General features: G+C 70.3%; 25 protein-coding genes and 1 pseudogene. 17 read left to right on the top strand and 9 right to left on the bottom strand.

All coding sequences use genetic code 11. The annotated features are described in order from the left end of the window. The first annotated feature begins 11 nt into the window (after nucleotides 1-11). Nucleotides 12-3,515 (top strand): hybrid sensor histidine kinase/response regulator, encoded by a 3,504-nt coding sequence (locus H9L17_RS05210; RefSeq protein ID WP_246455167.1) that lies wholly within the window; start codon nucleotides 12-14, stop codon nucleotides 3,513-3,515. A gap of 58 nt (nucleotides 3,516-3,573) precedes the next feature. Further along, nucleotides 3,574-4,677, top strand: coding sequence for a M23 family metallopeptidase (locus tag H9L17_RS05205; RefSeq protein WP_187571283.1), 1,104 nt, complete (start codon nucleotides 3,574-3,576; stop codon nucleotides 4,675-4,677). A 49-nt stretch (nucleotides 4,678-4,726) separates the two neighbouring features. On the opposite strand, the gene hemE is transcribed toward H9L17_RS05205, so the two are convergent. Together hemE and H9L17_RS05195 are read right to left on the bottom strand one after the other, a co-directional pair. Next, nucleotides 4,727-5,803 (bottom strand): uroporphyrinogen decarboxylase, encoded by a 1,077-nt coding sequence (gene hemE, locus H9L17_RS05200; RefSeq protein ID WP_425507396.1) that lies wholly within the window; start codon nucleotides 5,801-5,803, stop codon nucleotides 4,727-4,729. A gap of 112 nt (nucleotides 5,804-5,915) precedes the next feature. Beyond that, nucleotides 5,916-6,170: a WGR domain-containing protein gene (locus tag H9L17_RS05195; protein WP_187571282.1), complete on the bottom strand. Its 255-nt coding sequence runs from the start codon at nucleotides 6,168-6,170 to the stop codon at nucleotides 5,916-5,918. Nucleotides 6,171-6,251: 81 nt separating this feature from the next. On the opposite strand from H9L17_RS05195, the gene H9L17_RS05190 reads away from it, so the two are divergent. Then, entirely contained in the window at nucleotides 6,252-6,935 is a 684-nt protein-coding gene (locus H9L17_RS05190) for a hypothetical protein (protein ID WP_187571281.1), read from the top strand. On the opposite strand, the gene aroB is transcribed toward H9L17_RS05190, so the two are convergent. Together aroB and H9L17_RS16010 are read right to left on the bottom strand one after the other, a co-directional pair. Then, complete coding sequence (aroB, locus tag H9L17_RS05185; RefSeq protein ID WP_246455200.1) at nucleotides 6,932-8,029, bottom strand: 3-dehydroquinate synthase; 1,098 nt, start codon at nucleotides 8,027-8,029, stop codon at nucleotides 6,932-6,934. The two genes, H9L17_RS05190 and aroB, sit on opposite strands and share 4 nt — an antisense overlap. A gap of 84 nt (nucleotides 8,030-8,113) precedes the next feature. Beyond that, nucleotides 8,114-8,524: pseudogene (locus H9L17_RS16010) on the bottom strand (shikimate kinase); the annotation flags it as partial. A 145-nt stretch (nucleotides 8,525-8,669) separates the two neighbouring features. Here H9L17_RS16010 and H9L17_RS05180 point away from each other — a divergent pair. After that, nucleotides 8,670-8,873, top strand: a complete 204-nt coding sequence (locus tag H9L17_RS05180) for a dodecin family protein (protein ID WP_187571279.1) — start codon at nucleotides 8,670-8,672, stop codon at nucleotides 8,871-8,873. A 27-nt stretch (nucleotides 8,874-8,900) separates the two neighbouring features. Here the strand turns inward: H9L17_RS05180 and H9L17_RS05175 are convergent, their stop codons facing one another. Next, a complete protein-coding gene (locus tag H9L17_RS05175; protein ID WP_187571278.1) occupies nucleotides 8,901-11,531 on the bottom strand; it encodes a protein kinase domain-containing protein in 2,631 nt (876 codons plus the stop codon). A 222-nt stretch (nucleotides 11,532-11,753) separates the two neighbouring features. On the opposite strand from H9L17_RS05175, the gene H9L17_RS05170 reads away from it, so the two are divergent. From H9L17_RS05170 to H9L17_RS05145, 6 genes are all read left to right on the top strand, one after another. Further along, nucleotides 11,754-12,899, top strand: coding sequence for a hypothetical protein (locus H9L17_RS05170; RefSeq protein WP_187571277.1), 1,146 nt, complete (start codon nucleotides 11,754-11,756; stop codon nucleotides 12,897-12,899). A gap of 60 nt (nucleotides 12,900-12,959) precedes the next feature. After that, nucleotides 12,960-13,301, top strand: coding sequence for a hypothetical protein (locus H9L17_RS05165; RefSeq protein WP_187571276.1), 342 nt, complete (start codon nucleotides 12,960-12,962; stop codon nucleotides 13,299-13,301). Between the two features lie 84 nt (nucleotides 13,302-13,385). Beyond that, a complete protein-coding gene (locus tag H9L17_RS05160; RefSeq protein WP_187571275.1) occupies nucleotides 13,386-13,850 on the top strand; it encodes a hypothetical protein in 465 nt (154 codons plus the stop codon). A gap of 90 nt (nucleotides 13,851-13,940) precedes the next feature. Further along, the gene (gene pdxH / locus H9L17_RS05155) at nucleotides 13,941-14,537 is read left to right on the top strand and encodes a pyridoxamine 5'-phosphate oxidase (RefSeq protein WP_187571274.1); all 597 of its coding nucleotides are present in this window, start codon (nucleotides 13,941-13,943) and stop codon (nucleotides 14,535-14,537) included. 78 nt (nucleotides 14,538-14,615) lie between these two features. After that, nucleotides 14,616-15,413: a cobalamin-binding protein gene (locus H9L17_RS05150; protein ID WP_187571273.1), complete on the top strand. Its 798-nt coding sequence runs from the start codon at nucleotides 14,616-14,618 to the stop codon at nucleotides 15,411-15,413. 65 nt (nucleotides 15,414-15,478) lie between these two features. Then, nucleotides 15,479-15,859 carry a DoxX family protein gene (locus H9L17_RS05145; RefSeq protein WP_246455166.1) on the top strand — a complete coding sequence of 127 codons (381 nt, stop codon included), beginning with the start codon at nucleotides 15,479-15,481 and terminating at the stop codon, nucleotides 15,857-15,859. A 15-nt stretch (nucleotides 15,860-15,874) separates the two neighbouring features. On the opposite strand, the gene H9L17_RS05140 is transcribed toward H9L17_RS05145, so the two are convergent. From H9L17_RS05140 to H9L17_RS05130, 3 genes are all read right to left on the bottom strand, one after another. Continuing rightward, on the bottom strand, nucleotides 15,875-16,354 hold the full coding sequence (locus H9L17_RS05140; protein ID WP_187571271.1) for a DUF4426 domain-containing protein: 480 nt from the start codon (nucleotides 16,352-16,354) through the stop codon (nucleotides 15,875-15,877). Nucleotides 16,355-16,363: 9 nt separating this feature from the next. Beyond that, complete coding sequence (gene proC, locus H9L17_RS05135; RefSeq protein ID WP_187571270.1) at nucleotides 16,364-17,191, bottom strand: pyrroline-5-carboxylate reductase; 828 nt, start codon at nucleotides 17,189-17,191, stop codon at nucleotides 16,364-16,366. 121 nt (nucleotides 17,192-17,312) lie between these two features. Continuing rightward, entirely contained in the window at nucleotides 17,313-18,002 is a 690-nt protein-coding gene (locus H9L17_RS05130; protein WP_187571269.1) for a YggS family pyridoxal phosphate-dependent enzyme, read from the bottom strand. Between the two features lie 265 nt (nucleotides 18,003-18,267). Here H9L17_RS05130 and H9L17_RS05125 point away from each other — a divergent pair, with 265 nt between their 5' ends. The 7 genes from H9L17_RS05125 (at nucleotide 18,268) to H9L17_RS05095 (ending at nucleotide 23,421) form a co-directional block, all read left to right on the top strand. Further along, entirely contained in the window at nucleotides 18,268-19,305 is a 1,038-nt protein-coding gene (locus H9L17_RS05125; protein ID WP_187571268.1) for a type IV pilus twitching motility protein PilT, read from the top strand. 48 nt (nucleotides 19,306-19,353) lie between these two features. Further along, a complete protein-coding gene (locus tag H9L17_RS05120) occupies nucleotides 19,354-20,484 on the top strand; it encodes a PilT/PilU family type 4a pilus ATPase (protein ID WP_187571267.1) in 1,131 nt (376 codons plus the stop codon). 61 nt (nucleotides 20,485-20,545) lie between these two features. After that, the gene (locus H9L17_RS05115; protein WP_187571266.1) at nucleotides 20,546-21,112 is read left to right on the top strand and encodes a YqgE/AlgH family protein; all 567 of its coding nucleotides are present in this window, start codon (nucleotides 20,546-20,548) and stop codon (nucleotides 21,110-21,112) included. After that, complete coding sequence (gene ruvX / locus H9L17_RS05110) at nucleotides 21,109-21,582, top strand: Holliday junction resolvase RuvX (protein ID WP_187571265.1); 474 nt, start codon at nucleotides 21,109-21,111, stop codon at nucleotides 21,580-21,582. Before H9L17_RS05115 ends, ruvX begins: the two co-directional genes overlap by 4 nt. 36 nt (nucleotides 21,583-21,618) lie before the next feature. Beyond that, nucleotides 21,619-22,551 (top strand): aspartate carbamoyltransferase catalytic subunit, encoded by a 933-nt coding sequence (locus H9L17_RS05105; RefSeq protein WP_187571264.1) that lies wholly within the window; start codon nucleotides 21,619-21,621, stop codon nucleotides 22,549-22,551. A 34-nt stretch (nucleotides 22,552-22,585) separates the two neighbouring features. Beyond that, complete coding sequence (locus H9L17_RS05100; RefSeq protein WP_187571263.1) at nucleotides 22,586-22,969, top strand: YbjQ family protein; 384 nt, start codon at nucleotides 22,586-22,588, stop codon at nucleotides 22,967-22,969. Between the two features lie 104 nt (nucleotides 22,970-23,073). Beyond that, complete coding sequence (locus H9L17_RS05095; protein WP_187571262.1) at nucleotides 23,074-23,421, top strand: hypothetical protein; 348 nt, start codon at nucleotides 23,074-23,076, stop codon at nucleotides 23,419-23,421. Between the two features lie 403 nt (nucleotides 23,422-23,824). Here H9L17_RS05095 and mgtE read toward each other — a convergent pair whose 3' ends face one another. Next, a complete protein-coding gene (mgtE, locus tag H9L17_RS05090; RefSeq protein ID WP_187571261.1) occupies nucleotides 23,825-25,186 on the bottom strand; it encodes a magnesium transporter in 1,362 nt (453 codons plus the stop codon). Between the last annotated feature and the right edge of the window lie 126 nt (nucleotides 25,187-25,312).

Genomic DNA, 25,312 nt, shown 5'->3' with positions numbered 1-25,312 from the left:
GGGGAGGGGACATGACGCATCGATTCCGGTTCGTGCTGCTGCTGTGGCTGGCCTGCGCCTGCGCGCTGGCGGGGGTGCCCGAGCGCCCGCGTTTCCGCATCGTCGGCACCGCGCAGGGCCTGCCTTCGACCGAGATCAAGGCGCTGGCGCGCGACGCCGACGGCTATCTGTGGATCGGCACCGCCGACGGCCTGGCGCGCTACGACGGCGTGGGCATGCGGGTCTGGCGCTACGACCCGGCCCGGCCCGACGGCCTGCCCGGCAACAACGTGCAGGCGCTGCTGGTGGACGCCGGCAACCGGCTGTGGGTCGCGGTGGAGGGCGAGGGCGTCAGCGTGCTGGACGCGCGCCGGCAGCGCTTCGTCCGTTACCGCAAGGCCACCCATCCCGAACTGGCCGGCGATGACGTGTGGGCGATGGCGCGACAGGGCGACGCGGTCTGGCTGGGCATGTTCGAGGGCGGGCTGGCCCGCGTCGACGCCTCCGGCCGGATGCGCCATTACACGCAGGCGGACGGGCTGCCATCGGACACCGTGCTGGCGCTGGCCGTGGATGCGCGCGGCGCGCTGTGGGCGGGCACCACCGACGGCGTGGCGCAGCTGCGCGGCGATGCGTTCGTGCCGGTGGCGCTGCCCGGCGCCGAGGAAGCGCCGCTGATCTATTCGCTCACCGCGCAGGCCGACGGGCTGTGGGTGGGCAGTTCGCTGGGGGTCTGGCGCAACCGCGACGGGCGCTGGGCGCAGCCGGACTGGTCGCCGATGTTCCACCGGCCCAACGCGATGATGGCGATCGCCTCCGACCTTGACGGCGGCCACTGGATCGCCAGCCAGCGCGGCCTGTGGCGGCAGCACGGCAGCGAAGCGCCCGCGCCGGTGCACACCGGCGGGCCGGCCATCCCGCGCGTGCTGCTGACCCTGCTGCGGCAGCCGGACGGCGCGCTGTGGGTACCGGTGGCCGGCCTCGGCCTGGGCTACCTGCATTCGGGCTGGCGGCAGCTGGCCCGGCTCGACGGCCCGCAGGACGGCCTGCAGGGCGCGCTGTACCGGGCGCTGGCGCCCGCGCGCGACGGCGGCTTCTGGCTGGGCGGCTTCAACGGCGTGGTGGAGCGGCTGCACGCGGACGGCAGCGTCGAATCGCTGGACGAGGCCAGTCTGGACCGGCTGCGCAGCGTGAAGCCGCTGTCCATCGCCGAGGATCGCGACGGCCGGCTGTGGCTCGGCCATCGCTCCGGATTGATGCGCATCGGCACCAACGGCGTCATCGACGAATGGAGTCCGAAGGACGCGCAGGATGCGGCGCCGGCCGGGCAGATCGACCAATTGCAAATCGCCGACGACGGCAGCCTGTGGCTGGCCGCGCCCGGCGGCGGCGTGCAGCAGCGCGACGTCTCCAGCGGCCGCGTGCTGCGCGATTTCCCGGCCGGCGACGCCAGTGGTCTGGGCGGCGCCGACATTGAGGCGCTGGCGCTGTCGCCCGATGGCGGCGTGTGGGTGGCAAGCAGCGAAGGCGTGGCCGTGCTCGACCCGGCCGCGAACCGCTTCCGCGCATTGCCCGCGCTGGGCGACGGACGCGTCTATGCGTTTGCCTTCGACGGGCCGGACCTGCTGTGGCTGCAGCGCCAGCCCGGGCTGGAGCAGTACCGCCGCCGCGATGGGCAATGGACGAGGGAGGCGCGCATCGACGCCGCGCAGGGTATGCCCGCGCTCGGCGCGGCGGGCCTGCGCGTGGACGCCCGCCACCGCGTCTGGATCAGCACCTCGCGCGGGCTGCTGCGCTGGGACCCGCGGACGCGCGTGCTGCGCCGGCACGGCGCGCAGGACGACAGCGGCAGCCAGGAATACCAGGACCGCGCGCTGGCGATGAGCGCGCAGGGCGTGCTGGCGGCGGCCGCGGCGGACGGCAGCCTGCTGCTGGTCGATACCGCGGCGACCGAGCCGCCGCCCGCATTGCCCCCGTTGCGCTTCGATCGCGCCTCGGTGCGCCGCAACGGCGGCTGGCAGGACCTGCCGCTGGGCGCGGCGCTGGCACTTGGGCGCGACGACCGCGAGTTCCGCGTCGGCGCGCGCCTGCTCGCCTTCGACGATCCCGCCTCGAACCGCTACTGGTCGAAGCTCGACGGCTTCGACCGCGACTGGGTCGCGCTCGGCGCCAGCGGCGACCGCAGCTTCACTGGCCTTGCGCCCGGCCGCTACGTCCTGCGCGTCCGCGCGCGCGAAGCCGCTGGCAATGCCGCCCGCGAGCAGCGCATGGTCTTCGCGGTGCCGCCGCCGTGGTGGCGCACCTGGTGGGCGCTGGCGGGATTCGCGCTGCTCGCGGCGCTGGCGCTCGCCGCCATCGCGCTGGCCTACCGCGCGCGGCTGCGGCGCAGCCACGCCTGGCAATTGGCCGAACACAAGCGTGCGCTGGCCGAGCAGGCGTCGGAAGCGAAGTCGCGCTTTCTCGCCACGCTGGGCCACGAAGTGCGCACGCCGATGACCGGCGTGCTGGGCATGAGCGAACTGCTGCGCGGCAGCCGCCTCGACGAGCGGCAGCGCGGCCAGGTCGATGCCATCCACCGCGCCGGCGAACACCTGTTGCGGCTGGTCAACGACGCGCTGGACCTGGCCCGCATCGAGGCCGGCAAGCTGGAACTGGCGAACGCCGACTTCGCCCTGCGCCCGCTGCTGGACGAAGTGGCCGGGCTGATGGCGCCGGTGGCGGAACGCAAGGGGCTGGTGTTCGTCGATGGGCTGGCGGCGGACGCGCCGATCGGCCTGCACGGCGACCGCACCCGCGTGCAGCAGATCCTGCTCAACCTGCTCGGCAACGCGATCAAGTTCACCGAGAACGGGCACGTCTCGCTGGAGGCCGAAGCGCTCGCGCCGCAGGGCGTGCGCTTCGTGGTGGCCGACACCGGGCCGGGCCTCAATCGCGAGCAGCAGTCGCGGCTGTTCCGGCGCTTCGAGCAGGCCGACGGCGCGCGCACCGCTTCGCGCTACGGCGGCAGCGGGCTCGGTCTTGCGATTTCGCAGGAACTGGCGGCTGCGATGGGCGGGCGCATCGCGGTGGACAGCGAGCCGGGGCGCGGCACCCGCTTCGTCGTCGAACTGCCGCTGGCGCATGCGGAAGTTCCGGCGAAGCCGGCGATGCCGGAAGCGCCGGCCTCCGGCACGGACGCGCTGCGCCTGCTGCTGGTCGAGGACGATCCGATCGTGGCCGAGGTGATGCGCGGTTTGCTGCGCGAACAGGGGCACGCGGTGACGCATGTCGCGCACGGGCTGGCGGCGCTGTCGGAAATCGCCGCGCGGCAGTTCGACGCCGCGCTGCTCGACCTCGACCTGCCGGGCGTGGACGGGCTGGCGCTGGCGCGGATGCTGCGTGCGCAGGGGTTCCGCGCGCCGCTGCTCGCGGTCACCGCGCGTTCCGACGCGGAAGCGGAAACGCAGGCGCGCGCGGACGGTTTCGACGCCTTCCTGCGCAAGCCCGTCACCGGCGCGCAGTTGGCGGAGGCGCTGGCCGCGGCGCTGCGGCGCTGACTGCAACCGCGGACGTGTCGCCCGTATCCGTTGCGCAACTCCCTTCGGATTTGCCGCGATGCGTTCCCGCCTGTTGCCGTTCCTGTTCGCCGTCCTGTCGCTGTGCGGCCATGCCGTCGCCGCGACGCCCACCGTACGCGCGCTGCCGGCGCAGCCGCTGGTCGAGCGCCTGCGCGACGGCCAGCAGCTCAACTTCGACCTGCTGTTCGAGAACCCGGGCGATGCGCCGCTGGAGCTGGTCGAATTGCAATTGACCCGCTTCGACCGCGCCGGCCGCTTCATCGGCCAGCGCCGGCTCGACCGCAACGGCGACGGCGCCACGATGGGCATTGCGACCGTGCCGAACCGCGCCTTGCCGGCGCACGGGAAACTCGTCGTGTTCAACCCGTTCGCGCGCTTCGACGCCGATGCGGCGCTGGACCGCATCCGCGTCGAGGCGGTGTTTGCGGCGGGCGAGGACGGGCCGGAACAGCGCAGCGTCATCGACCTGCAGCCGCGCGCATTCGTGCCGCGCACGCGGCTGTCGCTGCCGCTGCGCGGCGAGGCGTTCGTCCACGACGGCCACGATTTCTACGCCCACCATCGCCGCCTCGACGTCACCGGCGGCATGACCACGCACTTCGGCATCACCGGCAATTTCATGCGCTACGCGCACGACTTTGTGGTGGCCGACGCGCAGGGCCGGCTGTACCGCAACGACGGCGCCGCGCCCGAGGACTGGTTCGGCTACGGCGCACCAGTGTTCGCGCCCGGCGACGGCGTGGTGCGCGCGGCGCGCGACGGCATGGCGGACAATCGCAAGGGCGCGCCGCCGGCGTTCGGCCGCGACGCGCTGATGCAGGACCTCACCCTGTTCCTCGGCAACTACGTGCTGATCGACCACGGCAACGGCGAATACAGCCTGCTTGCGCACATGCGCCAGGGCAGCGTGGCGGTGAAGCCGGGCCAGCGCGTCGCGCGGGGCGCGCAGATCGGCGCGATGGGCATGTCGGGCGACGCCTTCCTCGTGCACCTGCACTACCAGTTGCAGTCGGGCGCGGGCTTCGAGGAGGGGTTGCCGGCGTATTTCGAGAACGTGCGGCTGCGCACCGGCGACGGCTGGAGCGCGCCGTTCGACGGGCCGGTGGACAGTGGCGACGTGGTGCGCGGCGCCGCGCCGTGATCGGATCCGTTTGTTGCGAAGCCGGGAATGGCGCCGCAACCCGCAACCGTCACCGCGCGCTGTAGCGATGCACCTCGTCCACCAGCACCGCGACGTGCTCCAGGTTCATGTCCGGCGACATCCCGTGGCCGAGGTTGAACACGTGGCCCTCGCGGCTGCCGCCGTTGCCGTCGCGGTAGCTGTCCAGCACGTTGCGCACCTGCGCGCGCACCGCATCGGGGCTGCCGTACAGCATCGCCGGGTCGAGGTTGCCCTGCAGCGCCACCTTGCCGCCGGTGCGGCGCACGGCGTCTTCAAGCGTCACCGTCCAGTCCACGCCCAAGGCGGTCGCGCCGCTGTCGGCCAGCGCTTCCAGGTGCGGCGCGTTGCCCTTGCCGAACAGGATCAGCGGCGCGCCGTCGCGCTTCAGCTCGCGGGCGATGCGGGTCAGGTAGGGCAGCGAGAATTCGCGGTACATCGCCGGCGACAGCGTGCCGCCCCAGGTGTCGAACACCTGCAGCGCCTGTGCGCCGGCCGCGCGCTGCGCGGACAGGTAGGCGATCACGGCGTCGGTGACCACGTTCAGCAGCTTGTGCATCGCCGCCGGCTCGTTCAGCGCCAGCGCCTTGACCTTGCCGTAGTTGTCGCTGCCGCCGCCTTCCACCATGTAGCAGGCCAGCGTCCACGGGCTGCCGGAGAAGCCGATCAGCGGCACGCTGCCGTCCAGCTCGCGGCGGATGGTGCGCACCGCGTCCATCACGTAGCGCAGCTCGGTTTCCATGTCCGGCACTGCGAGCTTTTCGATGTCGGCGACGCTGCGCACCGGGCGCTCGAACTTCGGGCCCTCGCCCTCGGCGAAATACAGGCCCAGGCCCATCGCGTCGGGCACGGTGAGGATGTCGGAGAACAGGATCGCGGCGTCCAGCGGGAAGCGGCGCAGCGGCTGCAGCGTGACCTCGCAGGCCAGCTCCGGATTCTTGGCCATCGCCAGGAAGCTGCCGGCCTTGGCGCGGGTGGCGCGGTATTCCGGCAGATAGCGGCCCGCTTGGCGCATCAGCCAGACCGGCGTTGCGTCCACGGGTTCGCGGCGCAGCGCGCGCAGGAATCTGCTGTTGAAAGCAGGGTCGTTCTTGAGGGGCGTGGACAAGGGGGTTCTCCGGTTCGCTCGTCATTCCCGCGAAGGCGGGAATCCAGCTTTGTGTTTTTGTCGCGAAGATCAAAAGCTGGATTCCCGCCTTCGCGGGAATGACGGTTATGAGTTATTTCGGCGCATCCGCACCTTGTGCGAACACCAGCTGGAAGCCGCGCTTGAGCTGTGCGTCGCGCGCCGCTTCCAGCGCGGCGATCGCGCTGGCCTGGTCGCCGTACAGCTCCCGGCGCAGCGTGCTGCGGCCGCCGGTCTGGCCGGTTTCGCGCAGCAGCTCCCAGCCGCCCAGCAGGTCGGGCTGGAGCTGGAGCTGGACGAAGCGGGGGGCTTCGCGGCCGTCGGGGCGTTGTTGCAGCAGGAGGCGCATGGGGCCGCATTGTAAAGGCGACGGGGCGCGCACGCGCCGGGCCGTATGCTTGGCCGACGCCGCCACGCTACGGAAAGCCCGATGCGCAATCTCGATTTCAGTTCCTGGGACGCCCTGCTCAGCACGCTGGTGGGGCTGGTGCTGGTGTCGCTGGTGGCGGTCGGCATCCGCCTGCTGGCGATGCAGACCATCCAGCGCCGCCAGCAGCGCGAGAACCGCCAGATCAACGAGCGCCTGAAGACCCTGATCGCCGCCTACAAGACGCTGGGCGGCTCGTTCACCGGCGATCTCCATGTGGACCCCACGCACCTGCGCGAGCTGCGCCGGCGTGCGGCGGAAGCGGGTCAGGCGCTGGACGATGCGGCGTCGGAGCGCGGTCGGCGCATCCGCGACGCGGTGGAGGCGGCGCTGTCGGACGTGATCCTGCTGGGCACCGAGGAGCAGGTGCGCCTGGCTGCGCAGGCCGCCGCCGACATGGCGGCCGGGCGGCCGGTGCAGACCGCGGCGCTGGTGGTGTCGCTGCGCACCTTCATCCGCGGCGCGCTGGACCTGGAGCCGGTGCCGGCCGGGGTGGCGATTCCCGAACAGGGGCCGCTGCGCGCGATCGCCAGCGGCGGCGGCAAGGGCGGTGGCCGGACCGGAGGCGAAGGCGGCAATGGTGGAAAGGGGGGCGGCGGGATGGGCGGCGCCGGCGGGATGGGCGCCGGGATGGGCATGGGCCTCGGACTCGGCCACCACGGCAGCGCCGCGGACGAGGCGAACTAGCCGCCGCGCAGCACCGCCAGCACCGCGGCCTCGTCGACGTCGGCCACCACCTTGGCCGCGCCGGGCCCATTCCAAAGAATGAAACGCAGCCCGCTGGCCTGCGCCTTCTTGTCCAGCCGCATCCGCGCCAGCAGCGCCTCGGGCGCGAGCCCGTCCGGAATGTCCACCGGCAGGCCGAAGCGCAGCAGCAGCGCGCGCAACGCCTCGGCGTCGCCCCACGAGGCCAGGCCCAGCGTGGCCGACAGCCGCGCCGCCAGCAGCATGCCGACCGCCACCGCTTCGCCGTGGTTGAGGCCGTCGGCGTAGCCCTGCTCGGCCTCGATGGCGTGGCCGAAGGTATGGCCGAGATTGAGCAGCGCGCGCTCCCCGTGCTCGAACGGATCGCGCTCGGTGATCGCCGCCTTGTGCGCGCAGCTGCGGGCGATGGCCTCGGCCAGCGCGGCGTCGTCGCCGGCCAGCAGGGCATCGCAGTGCGCATCCAGCCAATGCAGGAAGTCGGCGTCGACGATCGCGCCGTACTTGATCACTTCGGCCAGCCCGGCGCGCAACTCGCGCGGCGGCAGCGTGCGCAGCGCGGCGGTGTCGGCGATCACCGCGCGCGGCGGGTGGAACGCGCCGACCAGGTTCTTGCCCTGCGGGATGTCCACCGCGGTCTTGCCGCCGACCGAGGAATCCACCATCGCCAGCAGCGTGGTCGGCAGCTGCACGCAGTCGATGCTGCGCATCCAGCAGGCCGCGGCGAAGCCGGCCATGTCGCCGGTCACGCCGCCGCCCAGCGCGAACACGCAGGCGTCGCGGGTGGCGCCGAGCGCGGCCAGCGCGTCGATCACGCCGCCGAAATTTGCCAGCGTCTTCTCCGCTTCGCCGGCGGCCACGACGTGGCGGGCGATGCGCAGCTCGGGCTTGGCGGCGCGCAGCGCGGCTTCCACGCGATCGGCGTACAGCGGCGCGACGTTGCCGTCGCTGACGATCAGCGCGTGCCGGCCGCGCAGCGTCCGCGCCAGCAGCGCGCCGTCGTCCAGCAGGCCGGGGCCGATGTGGATGCGGTAGGGCGTGGCGCCACCGACCTCGACCGTGTGCAGCGTGTCGCTCATGTCCGCGTCGTCCCGAAGAGTGCGAAGCCGTTCCGCCAGCGCCGCGGCGGCGGCGTCCGGCGCGAATTGCGTTGTGTCGAACAGCAGGTGCGCGGCGGCGCGGTACAGCGGCTCGCGGGTGGCCTGCAGCGCCGCCAGCGTGCGCGCGCGGTCTTCGCCCTGCAGCAGCGGGCGTGTGCTGTCGCCCTGCAGCCGCGCGAGCTGCGCGTCGGCGTCCACCCGCAGATAGACCACCCGGCCCGCGCCGCGCATCGCCGCCCGGTTCGCCTCCGCCAGCACCGCGCCGCCGCCGGTGGCAACCACCGCGGCGGCCTCGCCCAGCGCCTGCGCCAAAGTCCGCGCTTCGCGGGCGCGGAAACCGGCCTCGCCTTCGCTCGCGAACAGCTCGGCGATGCTGCGGCCCGCCTCCGCGACGATGCGTTCGTCCACGTCGATGAAGCCCAGCCCCAGCCGCGCCGCCAGCGCGCGGCCGAGCGTGCTCTTGCCCGAGCCCATCGGGCCGACCAGGACGATGTGATCGCGATTGCGCATCGCAACATGCTAGCAGCGCGCGCCGCCGCGGCCATGACTGCGCGGAATTAACGCATGCGCGGCAAAGCTGCGGGTCCGGCAATCCCGCCGGCCAACCGGGAGCTGCGCCATGTCCGTCGCCAAGGTCATCGAACTCAACGCCTCGTCCAAGACCAGCATGGAGGACGCCGTGAAGCACGGCCTGAAGAAGTGCGCCGAGTCGGTGAAGAACATCAAGGGCGCCTGGGTCAACGAGATCAAGGTCGTCACCGACGACGCCGGCAACGTGCAGGAGTGGCGGGTGAACCTGCGGGTGAGCTTCGTGGTGGAGTGAGCGCGGACGCCGCGGCGCGGGCGGGCGCTAGGCGTCCGCCAGCAGCCCGCGCACGCGCGCCAGTTCCGCCTTGTCGCCGCCCGCGGCTTCCATCGCCTGCTCGGTGAGGCCGTCCAGCAGGCGCCGAGCTTCATCGCGCTGCCCCTGTTCGATCAGCGCTTCCGCCAGCGACATGCGGAAACTCTGCGCCGCCGCATTGCTGTCGCCGAAGTGCCGGCGCAGGTCGCGCTCGGTTTCGCGCAGCAGGGCGATGCCGGCGTGCCGGTCACCGCAGTTGTATTCCATCAGCCCCAGGTTGCCGGTCTCGACCAGCGTGGCCTGCTTGTCCTTGCCGTAGCGCGCGGCCATGCGCCGCGCCACGTCGCGCTGGATCGGGAGCGCGGCGGGGCAGCGGCCGGCCATGTCGTGGATGCTGGCGATGGTGGAGCGCTGCACCAGCGTCTGGTAGTTGTCGGGGCCGTAGATTTTTTCCGAAACGGCTTCGGCCGCCTGCGCCAGCGGCAGGGCTTCGTCGTACTTGCCCTGCTTGCGCAGCGCGCGGGCCAGGTTCATCTGTACCGAGGCGAAGTTGGTTTCGCCGATCTGTTTCGCCTTCAGCAGCGGATCGGCCAGCATCGCCCGCATCAGCGCGATGGCCTTGTCGGTTTCGCCGGAGCGGCTCAGCGCGTCGGCCAGGTTCTCGCGGATCAGGATGGCGCGCTGCGCGTCCAGCGGGAACAACCGGCGCTGCAGCGCATCCGCGCGGACCCATGCCGGCAGCGCCCGCTCGATCTGCATCTGCTGGTGATGGAAGATGCCGCGGGCGAAGGCCGCATCCAGGGCCAGTTCGCTTTCCTGCTGCAGGCGCGCGCCGGCCTTGGCGTCGGTTTCGTCCAGCAGCCTGCCGGCTTCCCTGAAATCGGTGCCGCGGCTGGCATAGGCCAGCGTGCGCACCAGCGCGTAGGCGGTGCGCAGCGACAGCGGGTCGTCCGCGCCGAAGGCCGCGGTGAAGTCGCGCAGGGCGGCACGCAATTCATCCGCGCCGCGTTCGCCTTCGCCCAGGGTGCGCCAGGACTGCCCCAGCGCCGCATGGATGCTGCCGCTGATCGCCGGGTCGTGGCCGAACTTGCCGTCGATGCCGCGCGAGGCCACGTCCAGCATGTCCTTGATGGTGGGGTCGCGTTCGAACACGGCGCCGCCGGGGCTGACCGCGCCGATCAGGTCGTTGCTGAGGAAGGCCACCACCGCGCTGGCGCGCGCCGCCTGCTTTTCGGCGATGTCGCGCTGCGTCTCCGCGAGACGGTGTTGCTGCTCGCTGTGCCGCCAGAAATACAGGCTGCCGCCCAGCCCGAGCAGCAGCGCGGCGAATGCCGCCATCGCCCACGGACGGCGCGCGCGGCTGCGCTCCAATGCGCCGCGCAACTCGGCGGCGGCGCGTTCGTCCGCTTCGCGCCGCGCAAGTTCGGCGCGACGCTCCGGCAGGCGACGCAGGCGCTGCGCCAGCTCGGCGGCGCTGGCGATGCGGCGGGCGGGATCGGCGTCGGTGGCGTGTGCGATGTCCTCGCGCAGCAGCGGATCTGCGATGTCGCGCTCCCAGCCCGGCGTCAGCGGCTTGCGCAGGTCGCCGGCCAGCCACTGGTAGAGGAGCATGCCCAGGGCGTAGACGTCGCTGCGCACGGTGGCCGGCTGTCCGGCCAGCAGTTCCGGAGCCAGATACAGGGGCGTGCCGGAACTGCTGTCGCCGCCCACCTGCGTCATGGTCATGCCCAGCGCGGTGATGCCCAGTTCCGCCAGCCGCTCGGGCTGCAACAGGCGGCTGCTGCCGAAATCGGTCAGCCGCGCCTGCCAGCCATCGCCGCGCGCGGCGACCAGCACGTTGGCCGGCTTCAGGTCCTTGTGCAGGACGCCCACCGCGTGCGCGGCGGCCACGGTTTCGACGATGGATGCGAAGAAGGCGATGCGCTGCGCCATGTCCAGCCCGGCCAAGTGGCCGTCCTGCATCGCCCATTCCGCCAGCGATTGCCCGCCGTAGTCGCATTCGAGGAAGAACGGCGGCGCGGCGAAGTTCCAGTCCAGCAGGCGGACGATGTCCTCGCGCTCGCCCAGCGCCTCGCGCAGCACGCGCAGCAGGGTGGCCTCGCGCTTGATCGTGGCCAGATGCTCGCCGTCCAGCGCGAACTTGAACACGCGCGCATCGCGGCTGCGCGGATGCCGCGCCAGCCACACCTCGCTGCCCAGCGTGCGGCCCAACTGTCGTTCCAGCACGAACTGCTCGCGCCCCGGCACCGGTTTGCCGGCGTCGAGCGCCAGCGGGCTGGCTGGCGCGGCCCCGACCGCCATGCGCTCCACCGGCCCGTCGAAGCGGTAACCGATCCTGGGCACGGTGGCGATGCGGCCGTCGCCGCCGATGTCCAGCGCCTTGCGCAGCTTGCCCACGGCGGTGGACAGCACGTTGTCCACCGTGACCCGTCCGGCCCAGACGATCTCGAACAGCTCGTCCTTGGTCACCACCTCGCCGGCATGCCGCAGCAGCAGCGACAGCACTTCCAGCGGCTTGTGCTCCATGTCCACCGGCAGGCCGGCCACGCGCAGCTCGCGGCGGGCTTCGTCGAATTCGACCTCGCCGAAGCGCCAGCGATAGAGGGCATGTCCTGAATGTGGAGAAGGGGCCGACGACATGCCCGAATACTGGCAAACGGTGGCGTTGGCGGCAAACCGGCGGCGCGCTTGAGGGTTTCTTGAAGATTCCGTGAGGACGCAGGGCGGCCATGCGGCCAGCATCTTTCCCTGCCTTGGGGCTGCCCAAGGAACGGGAGGGGGCTGGGCGGATATGCGACGCACCAATGGTCGGACGGCCACGACGGGGGTTCCCGGATTTCCGGGCGATTGCCGGAGGGCGGAATGAAAAGCGGCGTTTCCTATTGGCGGATGATCTGGCCGGAAAGCGGCCCGCTGCTCGCCGGCGTGGGCGGCATCATCGGGCTGTTGAGCGATGTCGGCGGCTTCGTGGGCGACATCTCCGCGCCCTGGGTGTGGGCGCCCGTGGCCCTGGGCCTGTTGCTGGCCGTGCTGCTGTTCGCGCCGTGCCGGAACCGGGTGGTGGCGGATCTGCCGGAAAAGCGGGACGACGCCTACGACTGCCGCATCTGCAATCTCTTCCGGGTCGGGCTGTTCGCCTGCCTGGTCTGCGCGATGCTGGCGCTGGCCGGGCAGGGGGCCACCGCCACCGAGAAGATCGGCACCCAGCTGGGCCTGATCCAGCGCGGCGTCGAAGACATCAAGGGCGATACGACGATCATTCGCGACGACACCAGCGCGATGCGCGAAATCATGTCGGGCAGCGAACTGGTGAAAAAGCCGAACACCGCGGCGGAGCGTTTTCACAACGCTTGGGTGCTGAACATGCAGCGCGGCGACAACGCCGGCGCATGGGAGCAGTTGCAGGCGCTGTACCGCGAGCATGCGCCCAACAAGCTGGATGCCGCGGAGCTGTACCGGAACGTCGGCAAGGCGTTCCTCGGCCGCGACCAATTGCTGGCGAACATGGTCGAGATCGGCCGCCGGAAGCGCGATGCCGCGATGCTGGTCATCGCCGCCCGCAACGAAGCCGATCCCGACGCCGCGCAGGCATTGCGCAACGAGGCGCGCGCCATCGACCCCGATCTGCCCTTCGCGTACTGGGACGTCGGCGACTATTCCAGACAGTTCGGCGGCGCGGGCGCCACGGGCAATGCCGAGCAGCAGCTGGCGCATTACCGCGCCGTGGTGGCGGGCCACGAGCAGTTCCTCGAAATCGCCGCACGCGGGCCGGTCGCCCGCTATTTCTACCGCCCGCAGTACCAGGCCGACTACGACGACCTGGCGCGCAGCCAGCTGCAGAACGCGCGCAGCATGGTCGAGTCCTGGGAAAAGATGGCCGGCTACCAGCGCGCGAGCCGCGGCCAGTCGTACGAGGAAACCACCCGGCGCATGCAGGCGCTTGCCGATGGCGGCGCCGCGGATCTCGTGCGGCGGCAGATGCAGGAGCGGAAGAAACGCCGGGAATGAGCGCCTTGCGATGCGTGCGCCGGGGTTCCGCCTTCGACCCATACGGAGAATGACCAACCCATGACGAAGTGCCCGTTCTGCCGCACGTCGCTTGACGATCAGGCGGTCATCTGCCCCGGTTGCAAGGCCCGCAAAGGCTATGGCTATCACAGCGCCTACGGCGTCCTCACCCGGGAGCGCCTGGAGAAGCGCTTCGTCAAATTCCGGTTGGCTGCCGCGGGAATCACCGCCCTCGCGCTTGTCGCCGCCTTCGTCGCACAGGGTCAGGAAGCGGAGCTGACGGGCAGGATCATTGCATCCGCAATCATTTTGACCATCGGGTTCCTGGCCGCTGCCGTGCCCCTCGCAGGCGTGTGGGTATGGAAGCGGCGCATGTCGAAAGGGCCGTCCTGGTGGAACTGACCTGCTGCCGCTGGCGGCGGGAACCGGCAATGGCAGGACGGAAGTGACATTCGTGCAATCGGAAAATCCAAGAGGAGAATGAGCATGGCATTGGAACTCGTGCAGGGGCCGGTCAAGATTTTCGAACGCGACGTCGAGACGCGCGGCCACATCAGCAGCAGCGGCGGCCGCGTACAGGGTCAGATCAATTCGTTCCGCGCCGTGACGCTGGACATGGGTGGGCAGGTCGTCACCCTCAGGCATCAAGACCCCATCGTCGTCGCCGATGGCGACTGGGTGGTGGCGGTGGGGACGCGGAAATCCAACGGGATTCACTCGTCCGTTTTCGCCAATCGCAACCGGCAGACGCGCACCCATGCGCCGGCCACGTTGATGTTTGTCCTGGCGGGCATCCTGATCCTGCTGGGGATCATGACGCTCATTTTCCTCATCGGGGTCTTTTTTCTCGCGTTTGGCGGACTCGTATTGTTCCAAGGGAACCGGATGCGGCAGGCGAATGCCATGCTCGACGAGGCGCTGTCGCGGCCATTGCCGGCAGGCGCGGGGTGACGGGGCGAGACCCGTTGCCTTCGGAGGGAGACAGGTGCCGGTCATCGGCCGGGGCATGAATTCCGGATGCGTGCGCGCGACAATGCGCGCATGACTCCTTTGCCGACCGACATCCTCGCCACCTTCGACACCCTGTTCGCCGAGGCGCTCGCCGCCGGCGAGCCCGACCGCACCGCGATGACGGTGGCCACCGTCGGCGCGGGCGGGCGGCCTTCCGCGCGCATCGTCCTGCTGAAAGAGCATGACGCGCGCGGCTTCGTGTTCTACACGCATCTGGACGGGCGCAAGGGTCGCGAGCTGCAGGCCGATCCGCAGGCCGCGCTGCTGTTCCACTGGCCGCGCGTGCGCGAGGGCGTGCAGGTGCGGATCGAGGGCGACGTCGAGATCGTGTCCAACGCCGACGCCGACGCCTATTTCGCCAGCCGGCCGCGCGGCAGCCAGCTCGGGGCGTGGGCGTCGAGGCAGTCGGAGACGCTGGACGCGCGCGATACCTTCGAGGCGCGGTTGGCGAAGTTCGAGGCCGAGTTCGAAGGACGCGAGGTGCCGCGTCCGCCGCGCTGGAGCGGGTTCCGGGTGGTGCCGCGCGCGGTCGAGTTCTGGTTCGGCGCGCAATACCGCTTGCACGAGCGCTGGTTGTACGAGCGCGATGCGGACGGGGCCTGGTCGAAGCGGATGCTGTATCCGTGATGCTTCGTTCCGGGACAGGCGTGCTTTCCCTGCCGTCATTCCCGCCTTCGCGGGAATGACGGGCAAGAGCGCAAGAGAATGACCGGCCCCCAACGCATCGTCTGTCTCACCGAGGAGCCCACCGAAGTCCTGTACGCGTTGGGCGAGCAGGACCGCATCGTCGGCATCAGCGGCTTCACCGTGCGCCCGCCGCGGGCGCGCAAGGAGAAGCCGAAGGTCAGCGCCTTTACCAGCGCGAAGATCGGCGAGATCCTGAAGCTGGAGCCGGACTTCGTGGTCGGCTTCTCCGACATCCAGGCCGACATCGCGGCCGAGCTGATCCGGTGCGGCGTCGAGGTATGGATCAGCAACCACCGCAGCGTCGACGGCATCCTGGATTACGTGCGCCGGCTCGGCGCGCTGGTCGGCGTCGCGTCGCGCGCCGATGCCTATGCCGATGGACTGCGGCGCGGGCTGGAGGCCATCGAACGCGAGGCCGCGCTGCTGCCGCGTCGCCCGAAGGTGTATTTCGAGGAGTGGGACGAGCCGCCGATCACCGGCATCCGCTGGGTGGCCGAGCTGGTCCGCATCGCCGGCGGCGACGACATCTTCCCCGAGCGCGCCGCCGAGCCGATGGCGAAGGGCCGCATCCTGGAGGACGCGGACGAGGTGGTGCGGCGCGCGCCGGACATCATCCTCGGCTCGTGGTGCGGCAAGAAGTTCCGGCCGGACAAGGTGGCGGCACGGCCGGGCTGGGCGGCGATTCCCGCCGTGCGCGACGGCGAGCTGCACGAGATCAAGTCGCCGCTCATCCTGCAGCCGGGCCCGGCGGCGCTGACCGAGGGCGTAGCGGAGATCGCGCGGATCGTCCGGGCGTGGGCGGCCCGCGCGGCTTGACGGCCCGCGCGCCGGCGTATGATCCGGTCGAATCCACGGGGAGGTGGCGAATGGACAGGACGACGATGGACGATCTCGGCCGGCTGGCGCTGCGCGTGGCGCTGGGCGTGCTGATCCTGCTGCACGGCGTTTCCAAGCTGCGCAACGGGCTGGGGCCGGTCGAGGAGATGGTGGCTGCGCACGGGCTGCCGGGCTTCGTGTCCTACGGCGTGCTGGTCGGCGAAGTGCTGGCGCCGGCGTTGATCATGACCGGGTTCTACGCGCGGATCGGCGCGCTGCTGGTCGCGGTCAACATGCTGTTCGCCTTCGCGCTGGCGCACATGGCGCAGCTCGGGCAGCTCAACGAACAGGGCGGCTGGGCGCTGGAACTGCAGGGCATGTACCTGGCCGCCGCGGTGGCGCTGGCCCTGCTGGGGCCGGGCCGCTACGCCATCAACCAGCGCTGAGGCGGGCGAGGGCCGTCAGCGCGGATAGAGCTCCGCCGAGGTCGCGATTTCCGCGCGCGCGCCGCCGCGGATCGCGGTGACGCGGAACTGCACGCTGGCCGGCGGCCGGACCGCGAACACGCCGATGTAGTCGGTCATGCCGTCGACCGCGATGGGCTGCAGCTCCAGCGGCTTGGGCGGATCGGGCAGCACGGTCGCGGTGGCGGTCAGCCGCAGGTCGTCGGGCGGCAGGGCGTTGCCGTCGGCGTCGCGCAGGGTGACCAGCAGGAGCGCGCCGTCGTGGCTGCGGTCGAGGCCGTAGCGGGTGGCGACCGTTTCGTTGAGGTTGGCGATGGCGACGGCGGACGCCTGCAGGGTCGCGCCGCCGACGCTGGTCACGCTGGTGGCGGCGGGCGCGGACGCCAGCGGCGTCGCCGGGACGGCCGCGTCGCGGCCGCAGGCGGTCAGCGCCAGCGCCGAGGGCAGCAGGAACAGGGTGGCGAAGATCTTGCGCATGGCGGTGCCTCAGTCGTTGGCGGCGGACAGTTCCGCGCCGCGCACGCGGGCGGCGTGGATGGCGGCCTCGACCAGGCCGCGCAAGCCGCCGGCCTCGAAGGTTTCGATGGCGGCCTGGGTGGTGCCGTTGGGCGAGGTGACCCGGCGGCGCAGCTCGGCGGCGTCGACGTCGGATTCGGTCAGCATGCGCGCCGCGCCCAGCACGGTCTGCAGCGCCAGCGCGCGGGCGGCGTCGGCCGGCAGGCCCTCGCGGATGCCGGCGTCGGTCATCGCCTCCGCCAGCAGAAACACGTAGGCGGGGCCGCTGCCGGAGACGGCGGTGACCGCGTCCATCTGTGCCTCGTCGTCGATCCAGACCGTCTTGCCGGCGGCCGAGAGCAGCGATTCGGCGAAGCCGCGGCCCGCGGCATCGACGCACCCGCTGGCATACAGCCCGGTGACGCCGGCGCCGAGCAGGGCGGGCGTGTTCGGCATCGTCCGCACGACCGCGATGCCGCCGCCCAGCCAGCGCTCGATCTGCGCGGCGGTGATGCCGGCGGCGATCGACACCACCAGCGGCTTCGCCGCCTGCGCCTGCGCGGCCAGGCCCTCGCAGACCGCGCGCAGCACCTGCGGCTTGGTCGCCAGCACCCAGGTGGCGGCGCCATCGACCGCCTGCGCGCCGACCTCGAACACGGCCACGCCGAAGTCGTCACGCAGCGCGTCGCGCGTCGCGGCGAAGGGTTCGGCGACGCGGATCGAGGCGGGGTCGCGGCCCTGCGCCATCAGCCCGCCGATCAGGCTGCGGGCCATGTTGCCGCCGCCGATGAAGGCGATGTTCGAAGTCGATGTGGTCATTGCGGATCTGGTATTGGAAGGAATCGTCGCCCGGCGTTGGCCGGGAGGGCGGCCATCACGGCTTCGCGGATCGCGGGCCGTCGATGCCTGTTTTCTTTATCGGTGCGAGCACCGTCGTTGCCTATTTCTTTTCGGCGCGAGCCCCGAAAAGGGCGCTGCCGACGCGCACCATCGTCGCACCTTCCTCGATGGCGGGCACGAAGTCCTCGCTCATGCCCATCGACAGGGTATCGATGCCGGGGTGCCGGGCCTGCAGCGCGTCGAACAGGCCGCGCATCGCCCGGAACGCCTCGCGCCGGCGGGCCATGTCGGCGAACGGCGCGGGAATCGCCATCAGCCCGCGCAGGCGCAGCCTCGGTTCGGCGGCGACGGCGTCGGCCAGCGCGTCGACCTCGTCGGGCGCGCAGCCGTGCTTGCTGGTCTCGTCGTCGATGTTGACCTGCAGCAGCACGTTCAGCGGCGGCAGCGCGTCCGGGCGATGCTTCGCCAGCGCGGCCACCAGCTTGGGCCGGTCTACCGACTGCACCCAGTCGAAGACGCGCGCGGCGGCGTCGGCCTTGTTCGATTGCAGGTGGCCGATCAGGTGCCATTCCAGGCCCCGGCCGCGCAGGGCTTCGATCTTGGGCAGCGCCTCCTGGACGTAGTTCTCGCCGAAGGCGCGCTGGCCGGCATCGGCCAGTCCGGCGATCTCGTCCGCGTCCCGGGTTTTGGACACGGCCAGCAGGCGGGCGGCCAATGGCCGGGCGGCGGCGCGGCTTGCGTTATCCACGGCAAGCAGGAGGTCGGCAAGGGTTTGGCGGGCGTGCTTCATGGCGCCATTGTCGCGTTCTGCGGGAGGCATATACTCCACCACGGCCCCCTGTCCTTGGACAGCGGGTTCAAGGGCGCTGCAAGGATGCTGCGCCCGCCGGGCTCCGCCGCTTCGGCGTCGGTGCGCTGGCACGCGAGGACGGGTGCGATCCCGCAAGGGACGGGCCCGGGACTCGAAACGTCGCGACGGGGCTGGAGCGCCACGATGCGGTAACGACGATTCGCGCGGCAGGGGAAACGCCGCGCACCACGGGGAGTAGCGCCAAATGGATATCGCCGAACTTCTGGCATTTTCGGTCAAGAACAAGGCTTCGGACCTGCACCTGTCCGCGGGCCTGCCGCCCATGATCCGCGTCGATGGCGACGTCCGCCGCATCAACATCCCGGCGCTCGACCACAAGCAGGTCCACGCGCTGGTCTACGACATCATGTCGGACAAGCAGCGCCGCGATTTCGAGGAATTCCTCGAAGTCGACTTCAGCTTCGAAATCCCCGGCCTGGCGCGCTTCCGCGTCAACGCCTTCAACCAGAACCGCGGCGCCGGCGCGGTGTTCCGCACCATTCCCTCGGAAGTGCTGACCCTGGAAGACCTGGGCTGCCCGCGCATCTTCAAGGACCTGATCGAACAGCCGCAGGGCCTGATCCTGGTGACCGGCCCGACCGGCTCGGGCAAGTCGACCACGCTGGCGGCGATGATCGACCACATCAACAAGAACGAATACGCGCACATCCTGTCGGTCGAAGACCCGATCGAATTCGTGCACACCTCGCAGAAGTGCCTGATCAACCAGCGCGAAGTGCACCGCGACACCCACGGCTTCAACGAGGCGCTGCGCTCGGCGCTGCGCGAGGACCCGGACTACATCCTGGTCGGCGAGTTGCGCGACCTGGAAACCATCCGCCTGGCGCTGACCGCCGCGGAAACCGGCCATCTGGTGTTCGCCACCCTGCACACCAGTTCGGCGGCCAAGACCATCGACCGCATCATCGACGTGTTTCCGGCCGGCGAGAAGCCGATGGTGCGCTCGATGCTGTCGGAATCGCTGCGTGCGGTGATCGCGCAGGCGCTGCTGAAGAAGGTCGGCGGCGGCCGCACCGCGGCCTGGGAAATCATGGTCGGCACCCCGGCCATCCGCAACCTGATCCGCGAGGACAAGGTGGCGCAGATGTACTCGGCCATCCAGACCGGCCAGGGCCAGGGCATGCAGACGCTCGACCAGCACCTGCAGGAACTGGTCAAGCGCGGCATGGTCAGCCGCCAGCAGGCCCGCGAGTACGCCAAGGACAAGCGGCTGTTCGAATAAGCGGCGCCTCGCCGACGCAGGCGCGCCAAGGACATCGGAGCATCCCGGATGAGCAGCATCGACTTCACCTCGTTCCTCAAGCTGATGGCGCACCAGAAGGCGTCGGACCTGTTCATCACCGCCGGCATGCCGCCGTCGATGAAGGTGCACGGCAAGCTCAGCCCGATCACACAGAACCCGCTCACGCCGCAGCAGTCGCGCGACTTGGTGCTGAACGTGATGACGCCCTCGCAGCGCGAGGAGTTCGAGAAGACCCACGAGTGCAACTTCGCCATCGGCGTCGCCGGCGTGGGCCGCTTCCGAGTGAGCTGCTTCTACCAGCGCAACCAGGTGGGCATGGTGCTGCGCCGGATCGAGACGCGCATCCCGACCGTCGAAGAACTGAACCTGCCGCCGATCATCAAGACGCTGGCGATGACCAAGCGCGGCATCATCATCTTCGTCGGCGCCACCGGTACGGGCAAGTCGACGTCGCTGGCGTCGATGATCGGCTACCGCAACGCCAATTCGACCGGTCACATCATCACCATCGAGGACCCGATCGAATTCGTGCACAAGCACGACGGCTGCATCATCACCCAGCGCGAGGTCGGCATCGACACCGACAGCTGGGAGAACGCGCTGAAGAACACCCTGCGCCAGGCGCCGGACGTGATCATGATCGGCGAGGTGCGCACCCGCGAGGGCATGGACCACGCCATCGCCTTCGCCGAAACCGGCCACCTGGTGCTGTGCACGCTGCACGCGAACAACGCCAACCAGGCGATGGACCGCATCATCAACTTCTTCCCCGAGGATCGCCGCGACCAGCTGCTGATGGACCTGTCGCTGAACCTCAAGGGCGTGGTCGCGCAGCAGCTGATCCCCACGCCGGATGGCAAGGCCCGCCGGGTGGCGATGGAAATCCTGCTGGGCACGCCGCTGGTGCAGGACTACATCCGCGACGGCGAGATCCACAAGCTCAAGGAAGTGATGAAGGAGTCCGTGCAGCTGGGCATGAAGACCTTCGATCAGAGCCTGTTCGAGCTCTACCAGGCCGGCGAGATCAGCTACGAGGACGCGCTGCGCTACGCCGACTCCGCCAACGAGGTGCGCCTGCGCATCAAGCTGGCGCAAGGCGGCGACGCCCGCACGCTGGCTCAGGGGCTGGACGGGGTGGAAGTCGCCGAGGCGCGCTGAGCGCCGTCGTGCGCGACGGCATCACGCTGGACCGGCCTCGCCTTGCCTTAGAATGCGCGGCATGGATGAGCACGGCCAACGCTTCGGCAACCACCTGCTGATCGCGCTGCCGTCGCTGCGCGACCCCTACTTCGAGCGCAGCGTCACCCTGATCTGCCAGCACGACGGCGACGGGGCGATGGGGCTGATGGTCAACCGCGCCTCCGAATACACGATCGGCGAAGTGCTGCAGCAGATGGGCATCGCCAGCGACGACGAGGCGCTGCAATCGCAGATCGTGCTGTCCGGCGGCCCGGTGCATCCGGAGCGCGGCTTCGTGCTGCACGACGACGAGCGCAGCTGGGATTCCAGCCTGACCGTCGCCGACGGCCTGTTCCTGACCACCTCGCGCGACGTGCTGGAGGCGATGGCGCGCGGCGACGGCCCGAAGCAGGCGCTGGTGGCGCTGGGCTGCGCGGGCTGGGGCGCGGGGCAATTGGAACTGGAGCTGGTGGACGACAGCTGGCTGCTGGCGCCCAATCGCGGCGACGTGCTGTTCCAGCTGCCGCTGGCGCAGCGCTGGCAGGCGGCGGCCGGCGGCATCGGCATCGACCTGCTCAACCACGCCAGCCACAGCGGCCACGCATGAGCGAAGACGCCGCGCCGCAGATCCGCGCCGACGGCACCGTGCTGGGCTTCGACGTCGGCATGCGCCGGATCGGCGTGGCGGTGGGCAATGCGATGACCGGCAGCGCCCGCGCGGTGGCGGTGATCGACGTGCACGCCGCCGGTCCGGACTGGGCGCACGCCGAACGCCTGCTGCGCGAGTGGCGGCCCGATGGCTTGGTCGTCGGCGATCCGATGACCCTCGACGGCGGCGACCAGCCGATCCGCAAGGCCGCACGCGCCTTCGCCGCCGAACTGCGCCTGCGCACCCGGCTGCCGGTGGCGATGATCGACGAGCGCAACAGCTCGCAGGAGGCGGCGCGCCGCTTCGCCGACGCGCGCGCCGAAGGCCGCCGCAAGCGCCGCGACGCCGAGGTGCTGGACGCGGTGGCGGCGGCGGTCATCGTCGAGCGCTGGCTGTCCTCGCCGCGCGACGCGCAGCCGGTGGACTGATTCCTTTCTTCCCTCACTTTCCGCATCCGCACCCACATGAATCCGCACATCGACGCCGACGGCCGCCTTCGCCACCTGCTGGACCTGGAGCGCCTGCCGGCCGAGCGGCTGGACGCGCTGTTGCGCCGCGCGCAGGCGTTCGCCGAGGGCGCGCAGGCGCCGTCCGCGCTGGCCGGCGCGGCGGTGTGCACGCTGTTCTTCGAGCCGTCCACCCGCACCCGTCTGAGCTTCCAGCTGGCGGCGCAGCGGCTGGGCGCGCACATCCTCAACTTCGACGCCTCCACCTCGTCGGCCACCAAGGGCGAAACCGACCTCGACACCTTCCGCACCATCCAGGCGATGGGCGTGCGCGGCTTCGTGGTGCGCCACAAGGGCGACGGCGCGGTGGCCGCGCTGGCCGAGGCGGCGAACCCCGGCGTGGCGGTGCTGAACGCCGGCGACGGCCGCAGCCACCACCCCACCCAGGGCCTGCTGGACATGCTCACGCTGCGGCAGGCGAAGGGCGACGATTTCTCGAAGCTGAAGGTGGCGATCGTCGGCGACGTAAAGCATTCGCGCGTCGCCCGCAGCGACCTGCACGCCCTGCGCAAGCTCGGCTGCGGCGAGATCCGAGTGTGCGGCCCGGCGGCGCTGTTGCCGGACGACGGCACCCTGGCCGGCTGCACCGTCACTCACGACTTCGACGCGGCGCTGGACGGCGTGGATGCGGCGATGATGCTGCGCCTGCAGCGCGAGCGCATGGTCGAGGGGCTGGTCGAATCGCTGGACGACTACCACCGCAACTACGGCCTGACCGCCGCGCGCCTGCGCCGCGCCGCGCCGGACGCCATCGTCATGCATCCGGGGCCGATGAACCGCGGCGTCGAGATCGCCGACGATGTCGCCGACGGCCCGCAGTCGCGCGTGCTGGCGCAGGTCGCCAACGGCGTGGCGGTGCGGATGGCGGCGCTGGAAGCGCTGCTGGGTTGAGTAGAGTGTCGGGAACAGCTCCCGGGAGAACGCGATGACCGATCCCTACAACTCCGGCTACGTCCAGCCCGCCGTCGCGGTGCTCAACGACGCCATGGTGACGACGGCCCAGGAGCTTCCCGGCTACCGCATCGTCCGCAACCTCGGCCTCGTGCGCGGCATCACCGTCCGCTCGCGCTCCATCGTCGGCAACTTCTTCGGCGGATTGCAGTCGCTGTTCGGCGGCAACATCACGATCTACACGGAACTCTGCGAGCAGGCGCGCGACGAGACCTACCGCGACATGGTGCGGCACGCCCGCGCCCTGGGCGCCAACGCCATCGTCGCCGTCCGCTACGACGCGACCGAGCTGATGGCGGGCCTTACGGAAGTGCTGTGCTACGGGACGGCAGTGGTCGTCGAGTCACACAACGTCTGACGATTCTTCGCTCACGTGAACGTGAGCGTTGCTTCCAACTTCCAGGCGCTCGGTTCAACACAAACGATGCGTCTGATTCGATTCAATCCAGGTGTTACGCACCCATGCGGCTAGACCTCGATCTCAAGGCCATCGGTTATGGAGTTCTGACCTTCGTTCTTGGCGTCGCAGCCATTGCTTTTCTCGGCAATGTCCTTGCGCCCCAGTCCTTTATTGCCCTGGCAGCTCTAATCCCGATCGCTACGGGCTCCATGGCATCGCATTACGCGCCACCTCGCCACTACATTCACGGAGCTGCCGCGACCACCATTGGCGCGATACTCGTCATGGCTCCGTTGCTTCTGATTCCTGGGCCATCAATTTCAGTTGCAGCAATCCTGCCGCTATACATTGCATTGGGATGCCTTGGGACATTCATTGAACGCATTAGCAACAGGCGTTCGAGTCCCTGACAGTCCAAGCCGACACCGCCTTGTGTCGTGGGCTTGCTTGGATGGTGGATGCCGTGGAACTTCGCCTTTATCGACATTCTGGTCATATCGGGCAGTTGGTGCCGCTCGACGTGCTTGTTGACGGTCAGCCGGTCGGGAAGGTTCGGGTCAGCGAACGGTTCAGTGCCACGGTGTCAGACGATACGGCGGAGGTGCGTGTTTCGATGCAGGGAGCAATAGGGAGCCGACGCTTCCGAGTGCCTGCCGGTCTGGCCTCTATCGAGCTTGAGTGCGGAAACCCGCGGTGGATGGCGATCGATCTGCTGTCGCTTTGCCATCTGCCAATGCTGTGCAATCGCGTCTTCTATCTTCGCCAGGCCCCATGTGCCTGACATGACCCGATTGCGCGGGAGAACGAGCGCCCTCAGCGCAACAACACCAGCGTCGCCAGCCCGAGGAAGGTGAAGAAGCCCATCACGTCGGTGACGGTGGTGAGGAAGATGCTGCTGGCGAGGGCGGGGTCGTAGCCGGCGCGCTTGATCATCACCGGCACCGTCACGCCGGCCAACGCGGCGAACAGCAGGTTGCAGGTCAGCGCGACGAAGATCACCAGCGACAGGCCGATGCTGTGGAACCACAGCAGCACGATCAGGCCCAGCACCGTGCCCAGCACCAGCCCGTTGAGCAGGGCCACGCGCGATTCCTTCCACAGCAGCGGCTTGATGTTGGAGGCGCCCACCTGGCCCAGCGCCAGGCCGCGCACCATCAGCGCCAATACCTGCGTGCCGGCGTTGCCGCCCATGCCGGCGACGATCGGCATCAGCACCGCCAATGCCACCAGCTGGTTGATGGTGCCCTCGAACTGGCCGACCACGCTGGCGGCGAGAAAGGCGGTGCACAGGTTGATCGACAGCCACACCAGCCGGCGGCGCATCGCGCGCCAGACGGGGCTGAACAGGTCCTCGTCCTCGTCCAGGCCGGCGGCGGACAGCACTTGGTGCTCGGCCTGCTCGCGGATGATGTCGACCACGTCGTCGATGGTGATGCGGCCGAGCAGGATGTTGTTCTCGTCCACCACCGGCGCGCTGATCCAGTCGTGGTCGGAGAACTGGCGGGCCACTTCGTTCGAAGTTTCGTTGACGTCGATGGCCGGCTGCTCGTCGTCCAGCAGCTGGTTGATCGGCGTGCCGGCCTCGTGGGTCAGCAGCGCCTGCAGCGCGATCCGGCCGAGATACTGGTGGCGCTTGCTGACCACGTACAGGTGGTCGGTGTGGTCGGGCAGTTCGCCGCGCAGGCGCAGGTAGCGCAGCACCACGTCGATGGTGGTGTCGGCGCGCACCGTCACCACGTCGGGGTTCATCAGGCGGCCGGCGCTGTCCTCATCGTAGGACAGCACCTGCTCCAGGCGCTCGCGGTTCTCGCGATCCATCGACTTCAGGACTTCGTCGATCACCGTGTCCGGCAGGTCCTCGACCAGGTCGGCGAGGTCGTCGATGTCGAGGTCGGAGGCGGCGGCGACCAGTTCGTCCTGGTCCATGTCCGCGATCAGGCCTTCGCGCACCTCGTCGCCGACGTGGACCAGCACCTCGCCGTCGTCCTCCGGATCGACCAAGCCCCAGACCACGGTGCGCTTGCCCGGCGGCAGCGATTCCAGCAGGTTGCCGATCTCGGCGGGCGAGAGCGTGTTGACCAGCCGCCGCACCGGGCCCAGCCGGCCGCTGTCCAGCGCGTCGCTGAGCAGGCGCAGCTGGCGCGCGGTCTTGTCGTGGCGGATGGGTTCGGCCATGCGCGGCGTCCGGTGGGCGAGGGGAGCCGCGTCCACGGGCATCGACGGATGCCCTGCAAGCCGCGGCGGAATCAGGCGTTCATAGTCCGCGCATTATCCCCCGAGTGGCGGGAAGAAACGAGGGCT

The organism is Thermomonas brevis (assembly GCF_014395425.1).
Classification (GTDB): domain Bacteria; phylum Pseudomonadota; class Gammaproteobacteria; order Xanthomonadales; family Xanthomonadaceae; genus Thermomonas; species Thermomonas brevis.
This window is presented reverse-complemented; position numbering and strand designations above follow the sequence as displayed.

Bases quoted from the DNA above. Each gene is read 5' to 3' on its own strand.
- H9L17_RS05205 (WP_187571283.1), top strand. From the start codon at position 3,574: ATGCGTTCCCGCCTGTTGCCGTTCCTGTTCGCCGTCCTGTCGCTGTGC.
- H9L17_RS05150 (WP_187571273.1), top strand. From the start codon at position 14,616: ATGACCGGCCCCCAACGCATCGTCTGTCTCACCGAGGAGCCCACCGAA.
- H9L17_RS05210 (WP_246455167.1), top strand. From the start codon at position 12: ATGACGCATCGATTCCGGTTCGTGCTGCTGCTGTGGCTGGCCTGCGCC.
- pdxH (WP_187571274.1), top strand. From the start codon at position 13,941: ATGACTCCTTTGCCGACCGACATCCTCGCCACCTTCGACACCCTGTTC.
- H9L17_RS05170 (WP_187571277.1), top strand. From the start codon at position 11,754: ATGAAAAGCGGCGTTTCCTATTGGCGGATGATCTGGCCGGAAAGCGGC.
- H9L17_RS05180 (WP_187571279.1), top strand. From the start codon at position 8,670: ATGTCCGTCGCCAAGGTCATCGAACTCAACGCCTCGTCCAAGACCAGC.
- H9L17_RS05115 (WP_187571266.1), top strand. From the start codon at position 20,546: ATGGATGAGCACGGCCAACGCTTCGGCAACCACCTGCTGATCGCGCTG.
- H9L17_RS05190 (WP_187571281.1), top strand. From the start codon at position 6,252: ATGCGCAATCTCGATTTCAGTTCCTGGGACGCCCTGCTCAGCACGCTG.
- H9L17_RS05125 (WP_187571268.1), top strand. From the start codon at position 18,268: ATGGATATCGCCGAACTTCTGGCATTTTCGGTCAAGAACAAGGCTTCG.
- H9L17_RS05145 (WP_246455166.1), top strand. From the start codon at position 15,479: ATGGACGATCTCGGCCGGCTGGCGCTGCGCGTGGCGCTGGGCGTGCTG.
- H9L17_RS05160 (WP_187571275.1), top strand. From the start codon at position 13,386: ATGGCATTGGAACTCGTGCAGGGGCCGGTCAAGATTTTCGAACGCGAC.
- H9L17_RS05175 (WP_187571278.1), bottom strand. From the start codon at position 11,531: ATGTCGTCGGCCCCTTCTCCACATTCAGGACATGCCCTCTATCGCTGG.
- H9L17_RS05195 (WP_187571282.1), bottom strand. From the start codon at position 6,170: ATGCGCCTCCTGCTGCAACAACGCCCCGACGGCCGCGAAGCCCCCCGC.
- H9L17_RS05105 (WP_187571264.1), top strand. From the start codon at position 21,619: ATGAATCCGCACATCGACGCCGACGGCCGCCTTCGCCACCTGCTGGAC.
- H9L17_RS05165 (WP_187571276.1), top strand. From the start codon at position 12,960: ATGACGAAGTGCCCGTTCTGCCGCACGTCGCTTGACGATCAGGCGGTC.
- H9L17_RS05100 (WP_187571263.1), top strand. From the start codon at position 22,586: ATGACCGATCCCTACAACTCCGGCTACGTCCAGCCCGCCGTCGCGGTG.
- H9L17_RS05095 (WP_187571262.1), top strand. From the start codon at position 23,074: ATGCGGCTAGACCTCGATCTCAAGGCCATCGGTTATGGAGTTCTGACC.
- H9L17_RS05120 (WP_187571267.1), top strand. From the start codon at position 19,354: ATGAGCAGCATCGACTTCACCTCGTTCCTCAAGCTGATGGCGCACCAG.
- aroB (WP_246455200.1), bottom strand. From the start codon at position 8,029: ATGAGCGACACGCTGCACACGGTCGAGGTCGGTGGCGCCACGCCCTAC.
- H9L17_RS05140 (WP_187571271.1), bottom strand. From the start codon at position 16,354: ATGCGCAAGATCTTCGCCACCCTGTTCCTGCTGCCCTCGGCGCTGGCG.
- ruvX (WP_187571265.1), top strand. From the start codon at position 21,109: ATGAGCGAAGACGCCGCGCCGCAGATCCGCGCCGACGGCACCGTGCTG.
- H9L17_RS05130 (WP_187571269.1), bottom strand. From the start codon at position 18,002: ATGAAGCACGCCCGCCAAACCCTTGCCGACCTCCTGCTTGCCGTGGAT.
- mgtE (WP_187571261.1), bottom strand. From the start codon at position 25,186: ATGGCCGAACCCATCCGCCACGACAAGACCGCGCGCCAGCTGCGCCTG.
- proC (WP_187571270.1), bottom strand. From the start codon at position 17,191: ATGACCACATCGACTTCGAACATCGCCTTCATCGGCGGCGGCAACATG.